The sequence below is a fragment of the uncultured Maribacter sp. genome (genome assembly GCF_963975365.1).
In the GTDB taxonomy this organism is placed as follows: domain Bacteria; phylum Bacteroidota; class Bacteroidia; order Flavobacteriales; family Flavobacteriaceae; genus Maribacter.
This window is the reverse complement of the sequence record NZ_CAXBGF010000001.1, coordinates 115255-138469: the sequence shown is the minus strand read 5'-3', so window position 1 is coordinate 138469 and position 23215 is coordinate 115255. Positions and strand designations below refer to the sequence as shown.

24 protein-coding genes are annotated in these 23215 nt (G+C 34.1%); 10 read left to right on the top strand and 14 right to left on the bottom strand.

Annotated elements, in window-relative coordinates; genetic code table 11:
* The first annotated feature begins 410 nt into the window (after positions 1-410).
* A complete protein-coding gene (locus tag AACZ49_RS00635) occupies positions 411-971 on the top strand; it encodes a 5-formyltetrahydrofolate cyclo-ligase (protein ID WP_339650541.1) in 561 nt (186 codons plus the stop codon).
* Positions 972-976: 5 nt separating this feature from the next.
* On the opposite strand, the gene AACZ49_RS00630 is transcribed toward AACZ49_RS00635, so the two are convergent.
* The 4 genes from AACZ49_RS00630 to ileS are packed head-to-tail and all read right to left on the bottom strand — an operon-like array spanning position 977 to position 6111.
* Positions 977-1633, bottom strand: coding sequence for a lipoprotein signal peptidase (locus AACZ49_RS00630; RefSeq protein WP_339650539.1), 657 nt, complete (start codon positions 1631-1633; stop codon positions 977-979).
* 33 nt (positions 1634-1666) lie between these two features.
* The gene (locus tag AACZ49_RS00625; protein WP_339650537.1) at positions 1667-2287 is read right to left on the bottom strand and encodes a DUF4097 family beta strand repeat-containing protein; all 621 of its coding nucleotides are present in this window, start codon (positions 2285-2287) and stop codon (positions 1667-1669) included.
* 38 nt (positions 2288-2325) lie between these two features.
* Positions 2326-2709 carry a TraR/DksA C4-type zinc finger protein gene (locus tag AACZ49_RS00620; protein WP_339650536.1) on the bottom strand — a complete coding sequence of 128 codons (384 nt, stop codon included), beginning with the start codon at positions 2707-2709 and terminating at the stop codon, positions 2326-2328.
* Positions 2710-2712: 3 nt separating this feature from the next.
* Positions 2713-6111 carry an isoleucine--tRNA ligase gene (gene ileS, locus AACZ49_RS00615; RefSeq protein ID WP_339650535.1) on the bottom strand — a complete coding sequence of 1133 codons (3399 nt, stop codon included), beginning with the start codon at positions 6109-6111 and terminating at the stop codon, positions 2713-2715.
* Positions 6112-6342: 231 nt separating this feature from the next.
* On the opposite strand from ileS, the gene AACZ49_RS00610 reads away from it, so the two are divergent.
* Positions 6343-6498, top strand: a complete 156-nt coding sequence (locus tag AACZ49_RS00610; RefSeq protein WP_339650534.1) for a hypothetical protein — start codon at positions 6343-6345, stop codon at positions 6496-6498.
* Between the two features lie 128 nt (positions 6499-6626).
* Here AACZ49_RS00610 and AACZ49_RS00605 read toward each other — a convergent pair whose 3' ends face one another.
* From AACZ49_RS00605 to AACZ49_RS00590, 4 genes are all read right to left on the bottom strand, one after another.
* Positions 6627-9038, bottom strand: coding sequence for a TonB-dependent receptor (locus tag AACZ49_RS00605; RefSeq protein ID WP_339650533.1), 2412 nt, complete (start codon positions 9036-9038; stop codon positions 6627-6629).
* Entirely contained in the window at positions 9031-9759 is a 729-nt protein-coding gene (gene recO, locus AACZ49_RS00600; RefSeq protein ID WP_339650532.1) for a DNA repair protein RecO, read from the bottom strand. Before recO ends, AACZ49_RS00605 begins: the two co-directional genes overlap by 8 nt.
* A gap of 133 nt (positions 9760-9892) precedes the next feature.
* The gene (gene gdhA, locus AACZ49_RS00595) at positions 9893-11236 is read right to left on the bottom strand and encodes an NADP-specific glutamate dehydrogenase (RefSeq protein ID WP_339650530.1); all 1344 of its coding nucleotides are present in this window, start codon (positions 11234-11236) and stop codon (positions 9893-9895) included.
* A 161-nt stretch (positions 11237-11397) separates the two neighbouring features.
* On the bottom strand, positions 11398-12552 hold the full coding sequence (locus AACZ49_RS00590) for a cystathionine gamma-synthase (RefSeq protein WP_339650529.1): 1155 nt from the start codon (positions 12550-12552) through the stop codon (positions 11398-11400).
* An 85-nt stretch (positions 12553-12637) separates the two neighbouring features.
* Here AACZ49_RS00590 and AACZ49_RS00585 point away from each other — a divergent pair, with 85 nt between their 5' ends.
* Positions 12638-13381 carry a DUF3298 and DUF4163 domain-containing protein gene (locus tag AACZ49_RS00585; RefSeq protein ID WP_339650528.1) on the top strand — a complete coding sequence of 248 codons (744 nt, stop codon included), beginning with the start codon at positions 12638-12640 and terminating at the stop codon, positions 13379-13381.
* Here AACZ49_RS00585 and AACZ49_RS00580 read toward each other — a convergent pair.
* A complete protein-coding gene (locus AACZ49_RS00580) occupies positions 13378-13839 on the bottom strand; it encodes a DinB family protein (protein WP_339650526.1) in 462 nt (153 codons plus the stop codon). The two genes, AACZ49_RS00585 and AACZ49_RS00580, sit on opposite strands and share 4 nt — an antisense overlap.
* 138 nt (positions 13840-13977) lie before the next feature.
* Here AACZ49_RS00580 and AACZ49_RS00575 point away from each other — a divergent pair, with 138 nt between their 5' ends.
* The gene (locus tag AACZ49_RS00575; RefSeq protein ID WP_339650524.1) at positions 13978-14331 is read left to right on the top strand and encodes an ArsC/Spx/MgsR family protein; all 354 of its coding nucleotides are present in this window, start codon (positions 13978-13980) and stop codon (positions 14329-14331) included.
* Complete coding sequence (locus AACZ49_RS00570) at positions 14328-15233, top strand: DMT family transporter (protein WP_339650522.1); 906 nt, start codon at positions 14328-14330, stop codon at positions 15231-15233. Before AACZ49_RS00575 ends, AACZ49_RS00570 begins: the two co-directional genes overlap by 4 nt.
* Positions 15234-15262: 29 nt before the next feature.
* Here the strand turns inward: AACZ49_RS00570 and AACZ49_RS00565 are convergent, their stop codons facing one another.
* Positions 15263-15880, bottom strand: a complete 618-nt coding sequence (locus tag AACZ49_RS00565) for a GntR family transcriptional regulator (protein ID WP_339650521.1) — start codon at positions 15878-15880, stop codon at positions 15263-15265.
* A 93-nt stretch (positions 15881-15973) separates the two neighbouring features.
* Positions 15974-16114, bottom strand: a complete 141-nt coding sequence (locus AACZ49_RS00560) for a hypothetical protein (RefSeq protein ID WP_339650520.1) — start codon at positions 16112-16114, stop codon at positions 15974-15976.
* A gap of 162 nt (positions 16115-16276) precedes the next feature.
* Between AACZ49_RS00560 and AACZ49_RS00555 the strand changes: the two genes are divergently transcribed.
* The 4 genes from AACZ49_RS00555 (at position 16277) to trxA (ending at position 19564) form a co-directional block, all read left to right on the top strand.
* Entirely contained in the window at positions 16277-17251 is a 975-nt protein-coding gene (locus AACZ49_RS00555) for a nitronate monooxygenase (RefSeq protein ID WP_339650518.1), read from the top strand.
* Positions 17252-17395: 144 nt separating this feature from the next.
* Complete coding sequence (locus AACZ49_RS00550; protein WP_339650517.1) at positions 17396-18304, top strand: alpha/beta fold hydrolase; 909 nt, start codon at positions 17396-17398, stop codon at positions 18302-18304.
* A 155-nt stretch (positions 18305-18459) separates the two neighbouring features.
* Positions 18460-18939: a cytochrome c gene (locus tag AACZ49_RS00545; protein ID WP_339650516.1), complete on the top strand. Its 480-nt coding sequence runs from the start codon at positions 18460-18462 to the stop codon at positions 18937-18939.
* 328 nt (positions 18940-19267) lie between these two features.
* Positions 19268-19564, top strand: a complete 297-nt coding sequence (trxA, locus tag AACZ49_RS00540; protein WP_339650515.1) for a thioredoxin — start codon at positions 19268-19270, stop codon at positions 19562-19564.
* Here trxA and AACZ49_RS00535 read toward each other — a convergent pair.
* On the bottom strand, positions 19561-20601 hold the full coding sequence (locus AACZ49_RS00535; RefSeq protein ID WP_339650514.1) for a lactonase family protein: 1041 nt from the start codon (positions 20599-20601) through the stop codon (positions 19561-19563). The two genes, trxA and AACZ49_RS00535, sit on opposite strands and share 4 nt — an antisense overlap.
* A 247-nt stretch (positions 20602-20848) precedes the next feature.
* On the opposite strand from AACZ49_RS00535, the gene AACZ49_RS00530 reads away from it, so the two are divergent.
* Positions 20849-21097 carry a hypothetical protein gene (locus tag AACZ49_RS00530; RefSeq protein ID WP_339650512.1) on the top strand — a complete coding sequence of 83 codons (249 nt, stop codon included), beginning with the start codon at positions 20849-20851 and terminating at the stop codon, positions 21095-21097.
* A 20-nt stretch (positions 21098-21117) separates the two neighbouring features.
* On the opposite strand, the gene AACZ49_RS00525 is transcribed toward AACZ49_RS00530, so the two are convergent.
* Both AACZ49_RS00525 and AACZ49_RS00520 read right to left on the bottom strand, forming a co-directional pair.
* Positions 21118-22743 carry a SulP family inorganic anion transporter gene (locus AACZ49_RS00525; protein WP_339650511.1) on the bottom strand — a complete coding sequence of 542 codons (1626 nt, stop codon included), beginning with the start codon at positions 22741-22743 and terminating at the stop codon, positions 21118-21120.
* Between the two features lie 102 nt (positions 22744-22845).
* Positions 22846-23169 carry a Dabb family protein gene (locus AACZ49_RS00520; protein WP_339650509.1) on the bottom strand — a complete coding sequence of 108 codons (324 nt, stop codon included), beginning with the start codon at positions 23167-23169 and terminating at the stop codon, positions 22846-22848.
* Positions 23170-23215: the final 46 nt, after the last annotated feature.

The window sequence follows — 23215 nt, the reverse complement described above, 5'->3', positions numbered from 1 at the left end:
TGAAAATTATGAACATGACTTTATTTTAAATAAATACTGCTATATCTTAAAATTATCAAGCCTTAATTCATTTTATTACGCATTCACATATGCATTAAAAATTATAATCACCTGATTATCAATGATTTATTATAAATATTATTATTCTAACATTTACTAGTATGTTAATTTTTACCAAAATATATGCACTTAAACGATAAAAAAGTACTTTTCATAGATTGATATTAATTATTTTACTTATTTTTAACTCAATAACAACGCAGATTAGTTCAATTAAACTCGAGAATAACATGGAAAGCTATATCATCACTTTAGGAACATATCTTATATTAATGTTATTCTTTAAAGTATTTTTTGCTGTTGCAGGTAAAGATTAAATTACAAAATACTAGTGCTAGAATTACTTCACTATGCTGAAGAAAGATTTACGCTTAAAATATTCAAGATTACGTAATTTAATTACCCCCACCCATTTAGGCCAGCAAAGTATAGCTATTGCAAACTCTGTTTTGCAATTACCCATATGGGAAAATCAATATTTTCACATATTTCTACCGATTGAAAAAAACATAGAAATTGATACAGAAGGTATTATTTCTATCCTTCTTGGTTTTGATAAAAATATCATTGTACCAAAAGTTATTTCGAATACTGAATTAGAACATTACTTACTTACCGATAATACAAAGTTTAAAACTAATTCCTTAAATATACCGGAACCTGTTGATGGTATTACAGTACCTCCCAATAAAATTGACGTTGTTTTTATACCGCTATTGGCATTCGATAAACTGGGCAATAGAATTGGATATGGCAAAGGATACTATGACCGTTTTCTTAGTCAGTGTAAGGCTAATGTAATAAAGATAGGCTTATCTCTTTTTGAGCCAGAAGATTTTATCGAAGATATGGCACCTACTGATATTCCACTAGATTACTGCGTTACCCCGAAAAAAACCTACACCTTTTAATATTCTTAATTCCTTAATGAATCATCTTCAACTTCAATTGAAGCTTCCTCTTCTTTGTGAAAGGCCTTTTTATTAAAAACTAGTAGCATACCAACCCCAGTACTTATTGCAGTATCCGCTATATTGAATACTGGCTCGAAAAATCTAAAATTTTGTCCTCCAACTCCTGGCACCCAACTAGGCCATGTGGTATCTACCATAGGAAAATATAACATATCTACCACCTTACCATAAAATAATTCACCATAAGGTTCTTGAGAAAAAAGAGTGGCGACCTGGTTGTAGCTATCATTAAAAATAATACCATAAAATAAAGAATCTAAAATATTACCTAATGCACCAGCAAAAATCATAGACACGGCCCAAATTAATGTGGAAGAAGCTTTTTTCTTAATTACATCAAAAAGCCAATACCCTATTCCAAAAATTGCAAACAATCTAAAAATTGTAAGCACCAATTTTCCGATATTATCGGAAATTGGTAAAATGTCACTCAACTTAGCTCCCCAAGCAGCTCCTTCATTCTCAATGAAAAGGATTTTGAACCAGTTAAATACATCTACCGATTCGCCCAAAACAAAATGGGTCTTTATATATATTTTACTCCATTGATCAATTATAAGTATCAATAAAATAAATAGTACAGATTTTTTAATATTCATGGGCATAAATCAATGGGGGCAAAAATATAAATATTATTCGGTTTTACTCAATTCTATATTTCCAGTCATCGTTTGTAGTTTATAAATAAACAATCCTTCAGGAATTGGATTAAATGAGACTTTCCCATATTTGCTATTCGCATTTATTTGTACTGATTTTGCGAATACACTAATAGATCCACTTTGCGTCTTTACATTGGCATTACCCACAATATTATGTAACTCACATTCCCCATCGGATAAGGATACATCCAATTCCTTATATTTTCCTTCTAATACAACTCTTGAATTAGTACCGTACACTTCTACCTTCTTGAAGTTGGGAATAGTTAGCTTCAAAAGAATTGAAACAACTTTATGAGCGCTTAATTTATCGTTAGGGTTTTCAAAACTTGGTGCAAACCCAGCCGCAATTAAAAGGGTGTTACCGTTCGTGTTAACTTCTATATCTAAATCTTGACTATACTCACCTTCCATTTCAGCTTCGATAGTAATTTCATTGCCTTCAACTGTATGAAATTCAACCTTAAAAAAATTAGCCGCATTTACCTGAACAAAACTTATATCATTTGCTATTATCGTTCTATATAAGTTCTTCTGTCCCTTTAAACTAAAGGAAAGCAAGAGTAAACAACAAACAAAAAAAGTCTTCAAAGTATAACTATTAAAAAACGCCCCTAAAGGCGTTTTAATTATGATTGCATGTTTTTAGCTTCAATGCTTAGTGTAGCGTGCGGCACCAGCTTTAACCGCTCTTTATTTATAAGTTTCCCAGTTACACGGCATATACCGTACGTTTTGTTTTCTATACGCAACAATGCATTTTTTAAATCACGAATAAATTTCTCTTGTCTAATAGCCAATTGCGTATTCGCTTCCTTACTCATCGTTTCCGACCCTTCTTCGAAGGCTTTAAAAGTAGGTGAAGTATCATCCGTACCATTATTACCATCATTCATATAGGCACTTTTTAAAAGTTCTAAATGACTTTTAGCCTTTACTATTTTATCCTCGATCAATTCTTTAAATTCTGCCAAATCTTTGTCAGAATACCTTACTTTTAAATCTTCTGCCATCTTTTAATATTTTTCAATATATAATTTAGTGTTCACCTCGTCAAAAGCAATTTCGGCACCTTTGTTCAATTCTTCTTCAAAAATTAATTCAGCGGTTAAAGTCTCTGTTTTAATATAATCTAGATTATCCTTAACAGCTACTTCAACAAAACCGTCTTTTAATATTTTAATCGCAATTTTATCAGTTACTTCAAAACCTGAGTCTTTTCTCAAATTTTGAATTCTGTTGACCAACTCTCTAGCGACACCTTCGTTTCTTAATTCTTCATTAATAGTCACATCCAACGCAACTGTCAATTTACCAGAAGTTGCCACCATCCACCCTTCAATATCTTGAGAAGAGATTTCTACATCCTGTAACTGTAAATTAATACTTTTATTTCCTAATTGTATTGTTAATTCGCCATCCTGTTCAATTTTTTGGATATCATTCTGAGTAAAAATACCTACTTTCTGAGCGATCTCTTTCATTTCTTTACCAAATTTAGGGCCTAAGGCCTTGAAATTCGGCTTTATACGTTTCACAAGAATACCAGAAGCATCATCAAGTAATTGAATCTCCTTTACATTTACTTCAGATTTAATTAATTCTGAAACTGCTTCTATTTCTTCTCTATCCTTCTTGTCCAATACAGGAATCATTATTTTCTGTAAAGGTTGACGCACTTTTATTTTCTCTTTCTGACGGATAGATAACACCAAAGAAGATATAATCTGCGCTTTCTGCATTTTCACCTCTAAGCTTTTATCGATAAGTGCTTCGTCAGCAACTGGAAAATCTGCCAAATGTACACTTTCAAAACCTTTCTTTACGGTAGCTTTATTTAAATCCAAATATAAACGATCCATGAAAAAAGGCGCGATTGGAGCCGATAATTTGGCCACAACATCTAAACATGTATACAAGGTTTGATATGCAGCAATTTTATCTTGAGCATATTCGCCTTTCCAAAAGCGTCTTCTGCATAAACGAACATACCAGTTACTTAAGTTCTCTTGAACAAAATCTGATATTGCTCTCGCTGCACGTGTTGGCTCATACTCATCATATGCAGTGTCCACCACTTTTATTAACGAATTCAATTCAGATAATATCCAACGATCTATCTCAGTACGATCAGTCATAGGTATATCGTCTTCTGAATATGTGAAATTATCTAAATTAGCATATAAGCCAAAAAAGGAATACGTATTATATAATGTGCCAAAAAATTTACGCTTAACTTCTGCTATACCTTCAGTATCAAACTTCAAATTATCCCAAGGGTTGGCATTGCTTATCATATACCACCTTGTAGCGTCTGCGCCATGCTCGTCCATAGTCTCAAAAGGATCTACAGCATTGCCTAATCTTTTAGACATCTTTTTGCCTTCTTTGTCTAAAACTAGCCCATTAGAAACTACATTTTTATAAGCAACAGAGTCAAATACCATGGTTGCAATAGCATGTAAAGTATAGAACCAACCGCGAGTTTGATCAACACCTTCAGCTATAAAATCTGCCGGAAATGTCTTTCCTTCGTCTATTAACTCTTTGTTTTCAAATGGATAATGCCATTGCGCATAGGGCATAGAACCACTATCGAACCAAACATCTATTAAATCGCTTTCTCGCTTCATTGGCTTACCTGAAGCAGAAACTAACGTAATCTGATCTACTATATTTTTATGTAAGTCTATTTTATTATAGTTGTCTTCTGACATATCGTCAACTATAAAATCTGCATAGATATCCTTTTCCAAAACTCCCGCTGCTACAGCTTTTGTCATTTCAGATTTCAGCTCTGCTACAGAACCTATGATTATTTCTTCCTTACCATCTTCTGTTCGCCAAATTGGCAATGGAATACCCCAATATCTAGATCGAGATAAATTCCAATCATTTGCGTTTGCCAACCAATTACCAAATCTACCTTCGCCGGTGGCTTTAGGTTTCCAGTTGATCGTTTGGTTTAACTCAAACATACGATCTTTTACATCGGTTACTTTTATGAACCAAGAATCTAATGGATAATATAAAATTGGTTTATCAGTTCGCCAGCAATTAGGATAACTATGCACATACTTTTCAACCTTAAAGGCTTTATTCTCTTCTTTTAAACGTATCGCTATCTCTACATCTACAGAACGTTCTGGTGCTTCACCATCCTCATAATATTCACTCTTTACGTATTTGCCCCCCAACTCTTTTAATTCAGGTCTGAATTTACCTTGTAAATCAACAAGAGGTACCAAGTTTCCATTTTCATCCAATACTAACATTGGTGGAATTTCTGGCACGGCTTGTTTGGCCACAAAAGCATCATCAGCACCAAAGGTCGGCGCCGTATGCACAATACCCGTACCATCTTCAGTAGTAACAAAATCACCAGCAATTATTCTAAACGCATTTTCCGCATTTTCATACGGAAGCACATAATCTAACAACTGCTCGTATCTAATTCCCAATAAATCTTTCCCCTTAAATTCTTTTACGACATAAAAAGGAATTTTCTTATCACCATCGTTATAATCTAATAATTCTGACTTTACAGAAACTTGCCTAAACTTTCCTTCGAATTGCTTTCCTACCAAATTTTTGGCAAGGATGACGTTCATTGGCTCAAAGGTATATTGGTTATATGATTCAACCAATACATAGTCTATTTTAGGACCAACAGTTAATGCCGTATTCGATGGCAAAGTCCAAGGTGTAGTCGTCCATGCTAAAAAATAAATGGTGCCTTCATTCTGTAAAAATTCTGGCAATGTTTCTTCTATCGCTTTAAATTGTGCCGTTACCGTTGTATCCGTTACATCTTGATAGGTACCTGGCTGGTTTAACTCATGCGAACTAAGTCCTGTACCCGCTTTTGGTGAGTATGGTTGTATGGTATAACCCTTATAAATTAATCCTTTTGAATAAATTTGTTTTAGCAACCACCAAACGGTTTCCATGTATTTGGATTTGTAGGTGATGTAAGGATCTTCCATATCTACCCAATAACCCACTTTTTCAGTCATGGAATTCCAAACATCGGTGTATCTCATTACCGCTTTCTTACAGGCAGCATTATACTCCTCAACCGATATCTTAACTCCAATATCTTCTTTTGTAATACCCAACTCTTTTTCAACCCCTAACTCAATTGGTAGTCCGTGTGTATCCCAACCGGCTTTTCGTTTTACTTGAAAGCCTTTCATTGTTTTGTACCTAGGAAAAATATCCTTTATGGTACGCGCCATTACGTGATGTATACCAGGCATACCGTTTGCTGATGGTGGACCCTCATAAAATACATAACTATCCTTACCCTCACGGGTAGAAATACTTTTTTCAAAAATGGCATGCGTTGACCAGTAGTCAAGTATCTCTTCTGCGACCTTTGGTAAATTCAAACCTTTATATTCTGCGAACTTCATACGAAATGCTTATGATACCGGATTTTTAAGGCTGCAAAATTATAAAATTTAGATTTAAATTGAGTGAATTCACCCTACTGATATGCACCTAACTAACTGATTAGAATAAATAATGGCAGGTTTAAGGTGTAAAATGCTAAATGAACCGTACATAACTTTAAACAAAAACCATTTTAACATAACAAGATAAAAAAAGTAATTTTAGGATTATTAACAATTTTAGCATTAAGTATGTCATTTTCTTGTAGAGATACTATTGACAAAGCTAAATCTAAAACTGAAGAAGCTGGTGAAAGTGCAATGGATGCTGCTGAAGGCGCTGTAGAATCAGTAAAAGAAGCTGATAAAAATACAGTGGACGCAACTAAAAAGCTGGTAACGATGTAAAAAAGGAAGCTAGCGATGCCGCTGATAAAGTCGCTAAAAAAGCTAACGAAATAGAAGAAGCAATTAAAAACTAGATTTAACTAAACTGTAATTTTAAAAGACCCGCAGAAAACGGGACTTTTTTTTGTTTAAAAACGATACCCTATTCCTAATATTAAATTTTGTCCTGGTGCTACAATTCCAGAGGAGTATGTTCTATACCGTTGGTCTGTTATATTCTCTAAACTAGCAGTAGCTTTTAAGCGATTGGTAATATCATATTGCGACCGAAAATTTAAGGTGTACCAAGAAGGAGCATAGGGGTCACCCTTTTCATCTAAAGCATATATATATTCTTTAGATTGTTCTGACATTGCGAGATCCTGATACCCAATTTTACCATTATAATTCAAAAATAAATCTGTTCGTAGTCTTTGGTTTTTCCATATAATATGAAAATCTCCAAAAGTCGGTGCAGCATGACGAGCAGGTGTTTCAATGCCATTATCTTCCTCTTCCACTCCTTCGGTCATTGTAAGGTTAGACGTTAAAGACCATTGTTCAGAAATGTACGCCTCTAAACCAAATTCAAAGCCATACACATAAGCCTTAGCTGCATTCTGCATTGCTTGCACTTTACTAAGCTCGCCTCCATATTCAATTTCAGAAACACCATTGTAACTAAAATCTCGACGCACTAAAGCATCTACCAAATACGTGTAGTAAGCCGTTCCTTTCAAAATAAACTTATCGTTAATATTTCGTTGGATACCAATTTCGACATTATACGCATATTCAGGCTCTAAATCTGGATTAGGAACTACTACCGACCCTGGCTCCGAATCAAAAACCTTACCGACATCATCAATATTTGGGGCTCTAAAACCTGTAGACCCATTTAAAGTAATTTGAAGATTTGCTCTTGGGAACCAACTGAAACCAAGACTACCGGTTAATGCTCCAGTGCTTAAATCTGCAGTTACAAAAGGAAAGTCATAAAAGGTATCCTCAAAAACAGCATCGATCCAGACGTGGCTGTAACGCAAACCGGACATAATCGTGAAATTTGGTTTTGCTTTATATTCGCCATTTACATAACCTGCCAAGCTTTTCCAAGTAGAACCATCTGGATATCTGGATGCAGCATTAGTTTTTTCATCAGTATTGATATTTAACTCGAATCCATTAGACCTTACGTTGTTATAAATATACTCTGTACCATAATAAAATCTAAAATCACCCTTCTTCTTATTTTCAAGATCAATATTCATATTCAAAGCATCTACTTTTTCCTTGGTCGTATTTAAGACCGCATCTTGAAAATCACGATTACTTCTACTTTCTTCAAAATGTTGGTAGGCAAGTCCTAATTTTAATCCATCATAAAACTTTCCATTCCCTTTTTTTTGAAGTTGAGCATTGCCCATAAACCATTTTTGAGGTCCGTAATACCATTCTGCAGAGCGCAAACCCAAACCGTCACTTGTGGGCCTAATTAATCTATCATATCTAGAATAATCTGAAGTTTCTGCATAGTATGCGCCAAGGTTTAAATCCCATTTCGAATTGGGTTTATATAAAATCTTTTGCATTAGGTTAATTTGGTCGTAGCCGGTAGGAAATTGTTTTTTAGGCGTGTCATTATTCATCAACTCGTCTAAGCCGTTCACTGTTCGAACATATGTATTTCGCAAATATGAATAAGGGCCATGTGAACCCATTCTTAAATCTTGAAAATTATTGTAGGTTATACTTGTCAAAGAAGACCAATACTTTTTTCCAATATTTATATCGGCGTGTATTGTGTTTTCCAGGTTTGCCGACGCAAATCTATAATTTCCATTACCGTGTACCAAAAGACTATCGTTCTGATTTAAAATAGGCTTCTTGGTATAAAAATTCATTACTCCACCAATGGCATCACTACCATAAATAACCGAACCAGGGCCAAATATCACCTCAGTATTTTTTATAGTAAAAGGATCTATAGATATTACATTTTGAATATTTCCCCCTCTAAAAATTGCATTATTCATTCGAACACCATCAACAGAAAGTAATAGCCTATTGGTTGCAAAACCCCTAATCATTGGACTTCCACCTCCTAATTGACTTTTTTGCACAAAAACTTTACCGCTATTTTGAAGTAAATCAGCAGAGGTTTGTGGCGATGAAAAGGCAATTGACCTAGCATCTAAAGAAATAATTCTATTAGGAATATCTCTTTTTTGTTGCTCCCATTTAGAAACTGACATTACAACTTCATCTAATTGCTGCGCCTTCATAATCAAATACACCTTTTGACCTTGTCTTCGAATTTGCTGTTTGGTTGATTTATACTCCTCATAGCCTAAGTGCCTAAGAATAAGTCGCTCTTTATCAGTAAATATTGAACCTTCGATTACACCGTCAAAATTTGACAATGCTATTTTCGACTTCTCTTTATTAAAAACGGCGACATTTGGGATCACCTCTCCACTATCCGCATCTAAGACAGTTATTTCTTGGGCATGACCAAACATGGCCATCAAAAAAAATACAATAAGCAGAAACTTATACATATGTGTTGAAAACTTCATTTAACACGACAAGTGATTTTGGTTTCCTGAATCCCTGTAAGTGCAATTCAAAATAAAGTATCAAGGATTTCAATAATTCTTGGCGGTTGGTTTTTTTCATCTTTACGTTGTGTATAGCATCAAAATTTATGCCCAAGAAGGTCTTGAAATAATAAATATTCTCACCCCTAAGCATCGGATTTAATGATTCAACCGAAACAAACTCACCTTCTAACAGATCAAAATATGGCTTATCTATCTGATACACATCAGGATAAAACCCTAAAAATTTTGTTATTGATAACATAAAAAATAGATGAAAATTCGCTATGTCTTTATGGATATCCAACCACTGTAATGAAGCTTCTAAAAATTCGAATAATTCTTCGTTTCGTTCTTCTTCCCGAATACTATTAACCAATAGCTCCGCAAGAAATAAGGTTATAGCATTTTTAGCCATATCTGCATAAAGTGATTGATAATGATAATACACCTTTGCTTCGGAAAGTGTTTCTAATGTTCCTTTATTTCTATGGTTGGCGACAATTTCCAATTGTGTCAAAGGTTGAAAATAAGCCGTCTTTAATTTCCCCTTTTTAGATGATAAAACACCTCGTAATAAATATGATTTTATACCATCTGAGGCTGTAAATGCTTTAACGATAAGACTAGTGTCGCCATATTTTATTGCAGAAAATACTATCGCTTTTGTTGTTACCTGCATAATGAACCATCTATTTCAACAAATATAATAGTTTGCATAATGGTGACGATATTGTGTATAAAAAATGCGAGGCCCTAAAATAGAACCTCGCAATACAATTTATAAACTACTAAGTTAAATTGGTGTCTAGGAATTAAATAACCCCTTGTGCAAGCATTGCATCGGCAACTTTTACGAAACCAGCAATATTTGCTCCTTTAACATAGTTACAGAAACCATCCTCTTCTTTACCGTATTCGATACATGAGGCATGTATGTCTTCCATAATATCTTTAAGTCTCTCATCAACCTCTTCACGTGTCCAGCTAATTCGTAATGAATTCTGTGACATTTCTAAACCTGATGTTGCAACACCACCAGCATTAGATGCTTTACCTGGTGCAAACAATATTTTTGCGTTATTGAATTCATGAACAGCATCTGCATTACAAGGCATATTCGCACCTTCTGCAACACAAATACATCCGTTTTTCAATAGATTTTTAGCATCTTCTTTATTCAACTCATTTTGGGTTGCACAAGGCAATGCAATATCACATTTAACGTTCCACGGAGTTTTTCCTTCGTGAAACTCTGCAGATGTATATTTATCTACATATTCCGATATACGACCTCTTTTATTGTTCTTAAGATTCATAACAAAAGCCAACTTATCATTATCTAAGCCATCTTTGTCATAAATATATCCGCTAGAATCTGAGAGTGTCACAACTTTAGCTCCTAATAAAATCGCTTTTTCTGCTGCATATTGTGCAACGTTTCCAGAACCAGAAATTACAACCGTTTTACCATCGAAAATTTCATTCTTAGTTTTTAACATACTTTCAGCAAAGTATACAGTACCATAACCCGTTGCTTCTGGCCTAATTTTAGAACCACCCCATGACAAACCTTTACCTGTGAGAACACCGGTAAACTCGTTACGAATCTTTTTGTACATGCCAAAAAGGAAGCCTATTTCACGAGCACCAACACCTATATCTCCTGCAGGCACATCTGTATTCGGACCAATATGCCTATTCAGCTCTAACATAAAGGCATGGCAAAAACGCATTACCTCATCATCTGATTTACCTTTAGGGTCAAAATCAGAACCCCCTTTACCACCACCCATTGGCAGTGTCGTAAGGCTATTTTTAAAAACTTGTTCGAAAGCTAAAAATTTAAGAATACTCGCATTTACTGTTGGGTGAAAACGCAAACCACCTTTATAAGGTCCTATAGCAGAGTTCATTTGTATTCTATACCCACGGTTTACGTGAATTTCCCCATCATCGTCTACCCATGCCACCCTAAAAGAAAGTAAACGTTCTGGTTCAACCATTCTTAAAAGAATATTCTTACCATTATATATTTCTTGTTTTGCAATATATGGTATTACCGTTTCTGCTACTTCCTGTACTGCTTGTATGAATTCTGGTTCGTGACCATTTCTGGCGGTAACCTCATCCATAAATGCCTTTATTTTATCGTCCATAAAGCTATTTACACTTAGTTAAATTATTGATTTCAAAATATAACGTCAAAATTATGCTATTTATGTAATCTGATTGCCTATTTTTTTTTAAAATCGATAAAATTTGTTGTTTTAGCAACAAATTACCCAACCTTAGTGTTTAAAATTTAACGAAATACGGATTATCCTATTGCTTGTTCTAAATCTGCAATTAAATCTTCCGAATCTTCTATACCTACACTAAGTCTTATCAGTGCATCGACTACTCCACTTTTTTCACGTTCTATTTTTGGTATACTCGCATGAGTCATACTCGCTGGATGACCAGCTAAACTTTCAACACCACCTAATGACTCCGCTAGCGTAAAAACTTTTAAACGCTCAACAATCTTAATAGCATCTTCGTAGTTACTCCCTTTTGGTACGAATGAGATCATTCCGCCAAAATCTTTCATCTGTTCTTTTGCTATTGAATGATTAGGATGATCATTGAAACCAGGCCAAAATACTTTTTCAACTTTAGAATTATTCTTAAGATATTCAGCTACTGCTCTTCCATTTTCACAATGTCGTTGCATTCTTACATGCAGCGTTTTTATTCCTCTTAAAACCAAAAAGCTATCCATAGGTCCACAAACTGCACCACTTGCATTCTGTATAAAATAAAGCTTGTCTGCTAAGACCTTATCTCTCACCACTAAAGCTCCCACTACAGTATCACTATGACCACCAAGGTATTTGGTCGCTGAATGCATTACAATATCCGCCCCTAATTGCAAAGGCATTTGTAAATATGGCGTTGCAAATGTATTATCGACCGCTAAAAGAATCTTCTTATTCTTTATTAACTCTGCAACTGCTTTTATATCTATGATGTTCATCATAGGATTTGTTGGCGTTTCAACCCAAACCAATTTGGTGTTTGAATTCATTTTGTCGCGTATAGCATCGGTACCTTGCATACCTACAAAATGAAAAACAATACCAAATTTCTCAAATATCTTTTTAAATATTCTATATGAACCTCCATAAAGGTCATTTGTAGAAATTACCTCATCGCCTGGTTCTAATAACTTTATGACCGCATCTATCGCTGCAAGACCACTACCAAACGCTAAACCAAATTCACCATCTTCGATACTTGCCAAAGCATTTTCTAAAGCAGTACGTGTTGGGTTCGCACTTCTCGAATATTCATATCCTTTATGGCCACCAGGAGTTGTTTGCGCATAAGTCGATGTTTGATAAATAGGTGGCATTACGGCCCCATATGCCTCATCTGGTTGTTGACCACCATGAATGGTTTTTGTGTTAAACTTATAATTTTTAGCAGCCATTTTAAAAGTATTTAGCCCACAAATGTATCGTTATCTTTTGGAGAATACAATGAAGGTGTATTTTTACATTAAATCTAATCATTTAATGAAATCGAAGCTACTTTACCTAATGATGTGTTTTTCTCTTATTGCCTGTAATACTGAGGAAATACTCACTTTTGAGACATCAATTATATCTAATGATACTTGTGAGAATTGCACTTCAGTATCTATTGAAATTCCAAAAGCTTTAGGTCGTATAAAATTAAGTAAGACCATTAACATCGCCTTACAAGAAGAGATAATTGCATTGCTGAATTTTGACGAAGAAAGTGATGCACAGACTATTGAAGGAGCAACTGCTGCATTTGTGAAAGATTATGAAGAACTGAATGGTAAATTTCCGGAGGAATCTATGCCTTGGAAAGCTAAAATAAATGGCACCATAATTTTTGAAAATAAGGAAGTATTAACCATTTTACTCGAATCATATATGTACACAGGCGGTGCGCATGGTTATGACACCAATAGATTTTTAAACTTTGACAAAATCAAGGAAGTAGAATTAGACCGCGTAGAATTATTTAAAAATGAAGAAAAATTCAAAGCATTTGCTGAAACAATATTTCGAAAACAAGAAAATGTACCTGCAGATGCATCCATAAATAGTACCGGCTTTATGTTTGAAACGGAAAGTTTCTATTTACCCGAAAATATTGGTTATACCCATAAGGGCCTATTACTATTTTACGAACCTTATGAAATCGCCTCCTTTGCCGATGGCCCCATTATATTGACCATACCTTATAATGACGCTAATAACTTTTTGAAAATTTCGACAAAGCCTTAACTGACCTTTCTTAACAAAAGAATGATTGCCCCTAAATGCAACCCTTCATGAAATAAATTAAATGCAATCGCATCATCAATATTTTTAAGCGTTACCCGAGCACTTGTGGTATACTCTTTATAATTTTGAAATAGTTTTGTATCATAATCTTCTTTCAACCATTCTACTGTAGAGATTAAAAAATCTGCCACCATCATAATCTCCTCATCGGTCGCTGTACCATCAGGGGTTGTACCTTTCATAAACTTGGCCACCAAATCATCTGGCACACGCATTTGAAGTCCGCTGAATTTATATTGTAAAATTTGCTGGGTAACAACAGTATGCGCAATATTCCAAAATATATTATTATTGAAGCCTTCTGGTATCTTAAGAAGTTTTTCTTTTGGAGTTTTTGTTAGTATCGAGTGTAAGTTTCTTCGATTCTGCAAGGTGATTTCAAATAAATTCTTAGGCATTATTTCATATTTAAAGGAGCATAAAAATAGTACAATTAATGGGAAATAAGTTTCTTTGTAAGTTATAAGGCCTATATGAAATTTGTGATTTACACCATTTTTAGGTTCAAAAACACAATTTAAGCAACATCGTAAAACATGAATAAAATATATCACTTAAGTACTTGTTCTACATGCCAACGAATTATTAAGGAATTACAACCACTTAATGATTTTAAATTACAAGATATAAAATCTGAGCCCATTACGGAATCTCAGCTAAAACAAATGCATGCTTTATCTAATAGCTACGAGGCATTGTTTAGCAAAAGAGCTATTTTATATCGTGAACGAAATTTAAAAGAGCAAAATCTCACCGAAGATGATTTTAAGAATTTAATATTAGAACAGTATACCTTTTTAAAACGTCCGGTTATAACGGTCGGTGACCAAATATTTATTGGCAACAGTAAAAAAGTTGTTGAGGCCGCACAAAAGGCCATTCATTCGTGAACAAGCGTCTACTAGCAATTATCGCTGCAATTGGGGCTACCACTATTTATGGTATAAACCATACCATTGCAAAAGGTATAATGCCACATTACGTGCAACCTTTTGGTTTTATTATTTTAAGGGTTCTAGGTGCTGCCATTTTATTTTGGCTTATATCTCCTTTTGGCCCAAAAGAAAAAATTGATCGCAAAGATTATTTAAGAATGATTGTTTGCGCCTTTTTAGGCATGGGTTTAAATATGCTCGTTTTCTTTAAAGGACTGTCATTATCTACACCTATAAATAGTGCTGTTTTAATTACCACTACACCAATTATCGTTCTTATTTTATCTGCAGTAATTTTAAAAGAAAAAATTTCAAGCAGAAAAATATTGGGCATCGGAATAGGTCTTTTAGGTGCTTTAGGCCTAATTCTGTATGGATCCGAAGTGCGCCAAGATGCGCCTAATATACCGATGGGGAATTTCCTTATTTTTCTTAATTCTATGTTTTATGGCTCATACTTAGTAGTCGTAAAAGCTCTAATTACCAAATATCACCCATTTACATTTATGAAGTGGTTATTCTCATTAGGTGTCCTTATCTGTTTACCTTTCGGGTTAGAAGAATTTATGCAGATTGAATGGACTACATTTCCTTATGAAGCATATTGGGGAATCGCTTTTGTGATTTTAGGAACCACATTCTGCACCTATCTTTTTAACATTTTTGCATTAACCCAATTAAAGGCTTCGACTTTAAGTGCTTTTGTTTATGTTCAACCTTTGGTTGGTATTGGGTATGCCATATTTAGCGGTCAAGATAGCCTTACTTTAGTGAAAATCGTTGCTGCATGCTTCGTGCTAGTAGGCGTATATCTCGCTAGCAGACAACCAAAAAGATTTTATACAAAATCAAAATAGTACCACCTTAAAGGTTATATCCTAATAATTTAAAAATGTGATTTTCTAGCGTTCTCAAGATGTGTTTGTATGGCCTTAACAGCCATTTCTTCATCTCTATGATGCATGGCTGAGATCAAATCTAAATGCTCTTGCATTATTATTTTCAATGGCCTCGCTAGACCTACAAGATCCATGAACGGTAATATTTTGGCATTCTTAAACAATTCATACAACATTCTATTTCCACAATTTTTGGCAATATACTCATGAAAATATCTATCTATTTTATGAAAAACATATGCGCTCTGTGGTCCATTCTCGAACGGAACCAAAAGATTTCGCAAATCGTCAATTTTCGACTGCGGAGCATTTCGTGTAAATAATTTTACGGTCATTGTCTCTATAGCGATTCTACAATCGAACATTTCAGAAATATCTTGTTCACCAAGTTCACGAACCATTAGACCATTAGTTAACGTACCAACCAATAAAGATTCTTCCTGCAATTGAAGCAATACCACAGGTATGGTATCATCTTTAATATTAAGTGTATGTGATAACCTATGCTGAGTAATTAATTGACCTGGCGCCAATTTCTTGGTAACAATCAATTTCTTCACTTTCCCGTATGTCTCTTGAAATAGTTCTTCTGGTAAGCTGAGCATATCGTAAATATACTAAAATAGCGTTATCAAAAAATAATTAAAACACTATTAAGGAATGGATTACAATTCTGTAAGAAAATCACCATAGTAGACTTATAGATTTTTAGGAAGTCTAGCAAATTTGCGTGAATCTTCTTTGGTAAGAACCCTAAAACCTTCCGCTTTTTCTACACCACTAAACGCAACCAATAACTCATTTGTTAAGCCAGTTAGCTTTCGGACTTTTAAATCCATCCAGGCACCCATCTAATTTCAAATTCTTTCAAGTACATCTTCTGTTTTTTTGTTATGCATGCATAATTCTTAATGAAAATAATATAGTTTTGAATCATAAGTAATTAAGAACATGCTTTTTTATACTTATTTTTAATTCGAGTTGAAAAAATTTATTTCAGTATGTCAAATAAACCTACCTTCATTAAACAATTATCATTACCCGTTGTTGCCGCACCCATGTTCTTAATATCGGGACCGCAATTAGTAATAGAATGTTGTAAAAATGGTATTGTTGGCACTTTTCCCGCTTTAAACCAACGTACAAGTGAGGGTTTTGAAGAATGGCTGATTGAAATAAAATCTGCATTAAAGGTATTTGAAGAGCAGACCGGTAAAAAAGCGGCACCATTTGGTGTTAATTTAATTGTTCATTCTACAAACCCGAGGCTAGAGTCAGATATTAAATTGTGCGTAAAACATAAAGTTCCTTTAATAATTACCTCATTAGGTGCAGTATCTGAAGTTGTCGATGCCATTCATAGTTATGGCGGACTAGTTTTTCACGATATTATTATAAAACGACATGCAGAAAAAGCTGCTGAGGCCGGTGTAGATGGATTAATTCTAGTAGCTGCGGGAGCTGGTGGTCATGCGGGAACAATAAACCCAATGCCTTTAGTTGCTGAAATAAAGAAATTCTTTCATAAAACTATTTTACTATCTGGATGTATCAGTACTGGTAGAGATATTGCATCAGCTTTACAAATGGGTGCCGATTTAGCCTACATGGGCACTCGTTTCATTAATACTAATGAAAGCAAGGCTACACCAGAATATCGCCAAATGATTATTGATGCTGGCGCTAGTGATGTTGTTTATACTGCAGCCATTTCTGGAGTTCATGCAAATTTTCTAGGAGCAAGTTTAAAAGCTGCCGGCATAACCGAAGAAGACCTTAAACAAGACCGGAAAATTGACTTTGGCAAAGAATTGGACACCGAGGCAAAAGCATGGAAAACTATCTGGTCTGCAGGCCAAGGTTCTGCCCTTATAAAAGATAGTTTACCTGTAGCCGATTTGGTCTCCAATTTGAAGTCAGAATTTATACAGGCCGTAAAAGAACAAATTAAGGTTCTTGAAAACTATCCAAAATAAAATTTTGTAATCCTGTTTTAGTGTATTTTGGTTTACTTTAAAATGTAGATTCATTATTCACTAATTCAAAAAAATCACTTAGTATTTCCAATGCCCATACTTAAATCGACATACAATCCACCACTTTTTTTTAAAAACGGACATTTGTCGACGATATATTCTGGATTACTTCGAAAAGTTGAGCATCTAGAACAAATAAGAATACGGCTAACGTTACCCGATACTGATTTTTTAGATCTGGATTGGAGTTATTCAAAAACTCCTTCTAAAAAAATAGTACTTATAATACATGGTCTAGAAGGAAGCTCTAGACGCGCTTACATACAAGGTAGCGCCAAAACTTTAACCGATTCTGGTTTCGATGTTTGCGCTATTAATCTTAGAGGTTGCAGTGGTACAATGAATAATTTATATCGATCATACCATTCTGGCGCTACTGAAGATTTACAATCTGTAGTAAATCATGTTCTTCAATTAGACAAATACTCCTCAATTTTTTTACAAGGCTTTAGTCTCGGCGGCAATCTTTTATTAAAGTATTTAGGGGAAAAACGAATACTGGCTAAAGAAATTAAAGGTGCGCTAGCTATTTCTGTACCCTGTCAATTAGCAGATTCACTTCATCAATTATTACGATTCAAAAACATACTTTACGCTAAAAGATTTAAGGGAAACCTAATCGAAAAACTCAAACTAAAACAACAATCCTTTCCAAACCTGATATCAGATGTAGATATTGAAAAAATTAAAACACTAAAAGATTTTGATGATATCTATACAAGCAAAGCACATGGTTTTAAAGACGCGATGGATTATTATGCCCAATGTAGTAGTCTTCAATTTTTGAACACTATTGAAATACCCACCTTATTAATTAACGCTGAAAACGATTCGTTTTTAGGAGAAGCATGCTACCCTAATGATATAGCCAAACTACACAAAACCCTGTTTTTAGAAGTTCCAAAATATGGAGGGCATGTAGGTTTTTATGGCCCCGACAACTTTACCTATACCGAGCGTCGTACTATTGAGTTTATATCGAATTTTAATTAATCTCAGTTCATCGTTTATAAAAATAGTTTATTGCAATACTATTGTTAAAAATCTCTTTAAAGTTAAATTGTACTTTATTTAAAGATAGTGCTACACGTAAAAATTCCTATCTTAGTCCTTCGATTGACTCACAACATTTAAATTATAATAAACGTATGCGTAAATTATTTACTTTATTAGCTCTTAGCACAATGATTATCAGCTGTGGCGAGAAAAAAGAAGAGAAAAAAGAAGGTTTTGAAATGAACAGAGCCAAAAAAGAAGTTAAAGCTGAGACAGCTAGTGAAGGTGTACCTGTTGACCTTGATAATAAAGGTGTTGGTCCAATAACAGATGTCACATTTTCAGACACTATTAACGAAGAAATGGCTGCTGCTGGTAAAGAAAAATTTCAGGCAATATGTACTGCTTGTCATATGGCCGAGCAACGTATGATCGGACCAGCCTTAAAAGGTGTGTTCGAGCGTAGAAGCCCAGAATGGGTAATGAACATGATTATCAATCCAGATAAAATGTTGAAGGAAGATCCAATTGCAAAAGCATTGTTGAAAGAATATAATAATGCATTTATGCTAAATCAGAATTTAAAAGAAGAAGATGCGCGTAATTTAGCAGAATACTTACGAACGCTATAAGCTAATTATTTTTTTTATAAAAAAACCCTTTCAATTACTTGAAAGGGTTTTTTATTTTTTTAGAAAGTATTTAAAACTTTATATCTTTCAATTCATTGATTCATAGAAATCTACAATTATAGAATTTACAAATCATTGAATTCCAATTAGCCATTATATAGCAGAATCTACCTTAAAAGTACAATGTAGGTTTTGGTATTTTTTACGACCAATTATGGGCAACGTTTTATTGAGAATAGATAAAAACTCAGATTATTTCTTACGTTGTCTTGCTTACAGTATTTTGTTGTTAAAACAATGCAACTTCATTTAAAATAATATAGTACTTATGAAAGCATCATTTTCTGAAATAATAAAAGGAGAAACACCTATAATAGTTGATTTTTTTGCTGATTGGTGTGGGCCATGTAAATCATTGGCACCTATTCTTAAAGACGTAAAAAGTGATTTAGGCAATTCGATAAAAGTCATTAAAATAGACGTTGATAAGAATCAAGCATTAGCTGCGAAATATCAGGTTAGAGGTGTGCCCACAATGATTTTGTTTAAAAATGGCAAACAAGTTTGGCGACAATCGGGGGTAGTGCCAAAACATGATCTTTTACAGATTATTAAAACCTCTTAATAAAATTTCAAACAAACAGGACTAGGCAAATCAACCTGGCTCACAAAACTTAGGGTTCCATTCTCTGGATTCCTATTAAAAACAACAATATTGTTGCTTCGTTGATTTGCTACCAGTACGTATTTACCTGTTGGGTCAATGGTAAAATTTCTAGGCCAGTCTCCTTTAACAAATTCTCTACCTATTAGATTAAGTTTACCAGTTTCTTGATCAACCTCAAAGATAACTATGGTGTTTTCCCCCCTATTTGTACCATAAAGAAACTTCCCATCTAGAGATAAATGCATATCGGCACAAAAACTCTCACCCTTAAAATCGTAGTCTGTGGTCTTTTGAGTTTCAATAGCATGGTACTTTTCATTATCCAATCCAAAAACGGTAATGGTTGAATTCAATTCATTAATAATATAAAGAAATTCACCATTTTGAGTGGAGACAAAATGTCTAGGACCTGCACCCTCTGCAACAACTAATTCTTTCTGCTCGCTTGAAAAGTATTGCCCATCTGTTTTACTGTACTTTTCAATTCTATCTAATCCTAAATCAGACACAAATAATTCACCATTTATAAATTCAGCCATATGAGCATGAGCAGTCTTGGTTGTATCTAATATCTTATGGTCTATAATTTGAGGCGAAGAATTAAGGTTGCCATTCTCCGAAGTACTATACACTGCAACATTTCCTCCTGTATAATTCGCCACTGATACCAAATCACCGCTTTCATTAACGCCAACATAACAAGGGTTAGCTCCGTAAGTAGACTTTACATCTACTTCTATAAGAACTGTATCTTTAACCCTAAACGTGGTAATTGAGCCATCATTTTCTATATAATCATCAATCTCGCTAACTGCATACATGGTATTCTTATCAGGAGACAAACATAAATACGAAGGGTTTTTTATAGTTGCAGCTAATGTTCTGTTCTCTAATTTTCCGGTTTCAAGATTTAAATTAAAACGATAAATACCTTCACTCCCATTATTGGTATAGGTGCCAACAAATAGAACCTCTTCATTTTTCACCTCTTTCATCTTACAGCTGTTTAAGAAAACTAAACCAAAAATCACAATTAATAAACAAGTTCTATTTTTCATATTTTAATTCATTACACTAGTATGTAAAACCTATTTATAGGAGTTACAAAAAACCTATAGTTTTTTGTTCAATAAAAATATGAAAGAATTGCTGGTATATTAGGTTGAATTCAATTTATGTAACAAAAGTGTCTTAATCACTACCTATACTATAAGAAAGAAGATGGGATACGGAGGACAACCAATGAAAGTGATTAAAGCGAATAGAGCTTTGCTCAAAAAAAGCAAAAGTTTTAAAGACTTACGAAAAGATTATATCAACTATTCACAAACAACCAAGTTACAGTTTAAAAAACTTACGGAAGTTGAGCGTAAAAAAGTACGAGCTAAAATAATTGCACAAGCAAAAAAAGATAGGATTGAAGAAATTGGTCTTTACTTAATTTCTTTAGTTTTTGGTATTTTTTATTTTCTTTATTATTATTTATTCTAAAACAATAAAGAGCTATAACCCTAAAGCCCCCATAGCTTAAACGGATTTTTGGTATCCTTATTTCCAGATTTAGGTTTATCAACCATTACCTTGTAGGTAGGATCTTCCATGACGTTTACATCAATTATTTCTTCTGCGTTCTCCAGTAAACGAATACAATCTTTACTTAAATGGCGCAAATGAACTTTCTTGCCAACCTTGGCATACCTTTCCGTAATCTTATTTAAGGCCTCAATACCACTCATATCGGCAACCCTACTCTCTTGAAAATCTATTATAATTTCATTTGGATCATTTACAACGTCGAACTTTTCACTAAAAAGTGTTGTAGATCCAAAAAATAAAGGCCCGTAGATCTCGTAATGTTTTACTCCATTTTCGTCGATATGTTTTCTTGCCCGTATCCTCTTCGCATTTTCCCAAGAATAGGCTAGTGCAGATATAACAACACCTAAAAGTACTGCAACGGCTAAATTGTGTGTTACTGCAGTAATTAAGGTTACCAAAATCATTACAACAACATCTGAATTTGGCATTTTTCGAAAAGTTTTAAAACTAGCCCACTCAAACGTACCAATGGCAACCATAAACATTAATCCGACCAATGCAGCCATAGGCAAACGTTCAATTACACTAGAACCAAACATAATAAACACCAACAACATTACTGCTGCAGTTATACCAGACAATCTTGCTCTAGCCCCTGAAGATGTATTAATTAAACTTTGACCGATCATTGCGCAACCGCCCATTCCTGATAAAAATCCGGAAAGTATATTCGCCGAACCCTGTGCTATACATTCCCTATTACTATTACCTCTTGTTTCGGTAATCTCGTCTATTATGTTCAATGTCAGCAAACTTTCAATTAAACCAACACCGGCAACTATGGCTGCAAACGGAAATATGATTTTAAAAGTTTCAAATGCTAATGGTACCTGTGGAATGGATAATGGTGGAAACCCACCTTTTATCGATTCACCTTCTCTCATTGTATCAGCAACGGTTAAGGTATCAATTCCAAACCCAATTACAATCGCCGAAACTACAATGATAGCTACCAATGAGGATGGTATAGCTTTAGTTAATTTAGGTAACCCCCAAATAATAAGCATTGTAAGTAGGGTAAGACCTAACATCATGGCCATATTCATACCCGTCAATAAACTGTCGGTGCCTTTCTGATAGAAGTTAGGAAATTGTGCCATAAATATGATAATCGCCAAACCATTTACAAAACCGAACATTACCGGATGCGGTACTAAACGTATAAATTTTCCAAGCTTTAAAACTCCCGCTAATATTTGCAATACACCGGCTATTATAACTGTAGCAAAAACATAATTCAATATAGTTTCAGGTTCAATACCTGGAAAATTGCGTTTCAATTCTAATATCAACCCTATAAAAATTACGGCAACAGCACCTGTTGCCCCAGAAATCATTCCTGGTCTACCTCCAAAAATTGAAGTGATCAAGGCAAGTACAAAGGCAGCATATAGTCCTGTTAATGGCGAAAAACCAGGTATAAGGGCAAATGCAATAGCTTCGGGCACTAAAGCCAATGCTACTGTAAGTCCAGAAAGTATTTCTGTCTTATAATCTACTTTTTGTTTGAAATCGAATAAATTAAAAATCTTCGCCATGTACCTTTGCTTTTAAAGGGCGCAAATTTAATGCTTATTGTTCTGCAAAAGAATCAATTACTAGAAAAACCCCATTAAATACAATCTCAATTAGTCAAAAACTCAATTTGCCCAATAGTCCACTACAAATACCTTTTCTAAATGGGGCTTTAGACTAGCTACAAACTCTTGATGTTTTAGATGTGGAGTATATATGGTATCCCTATCTTTTTTTGAATTAAACGTAATCATATAACAATGGGTAAAATCTTGATGAAAATTTTCAGGACTATCATTTAAGCCCCATTCAAAATCTTTAATTACTGAAATATGATCTGGTAGTTCATTAAAATTGTCATTTAACTTTTGTACATCTGCTTCACTAGCGTCATCGTTGAATTTAAAAATCACAATATGCCTTAACAGGTTTTTATTCAGTTTTTTCATTTTACTGGTTTGTTTTTGGAGTTCAATTTCTTTATTAATATTATAT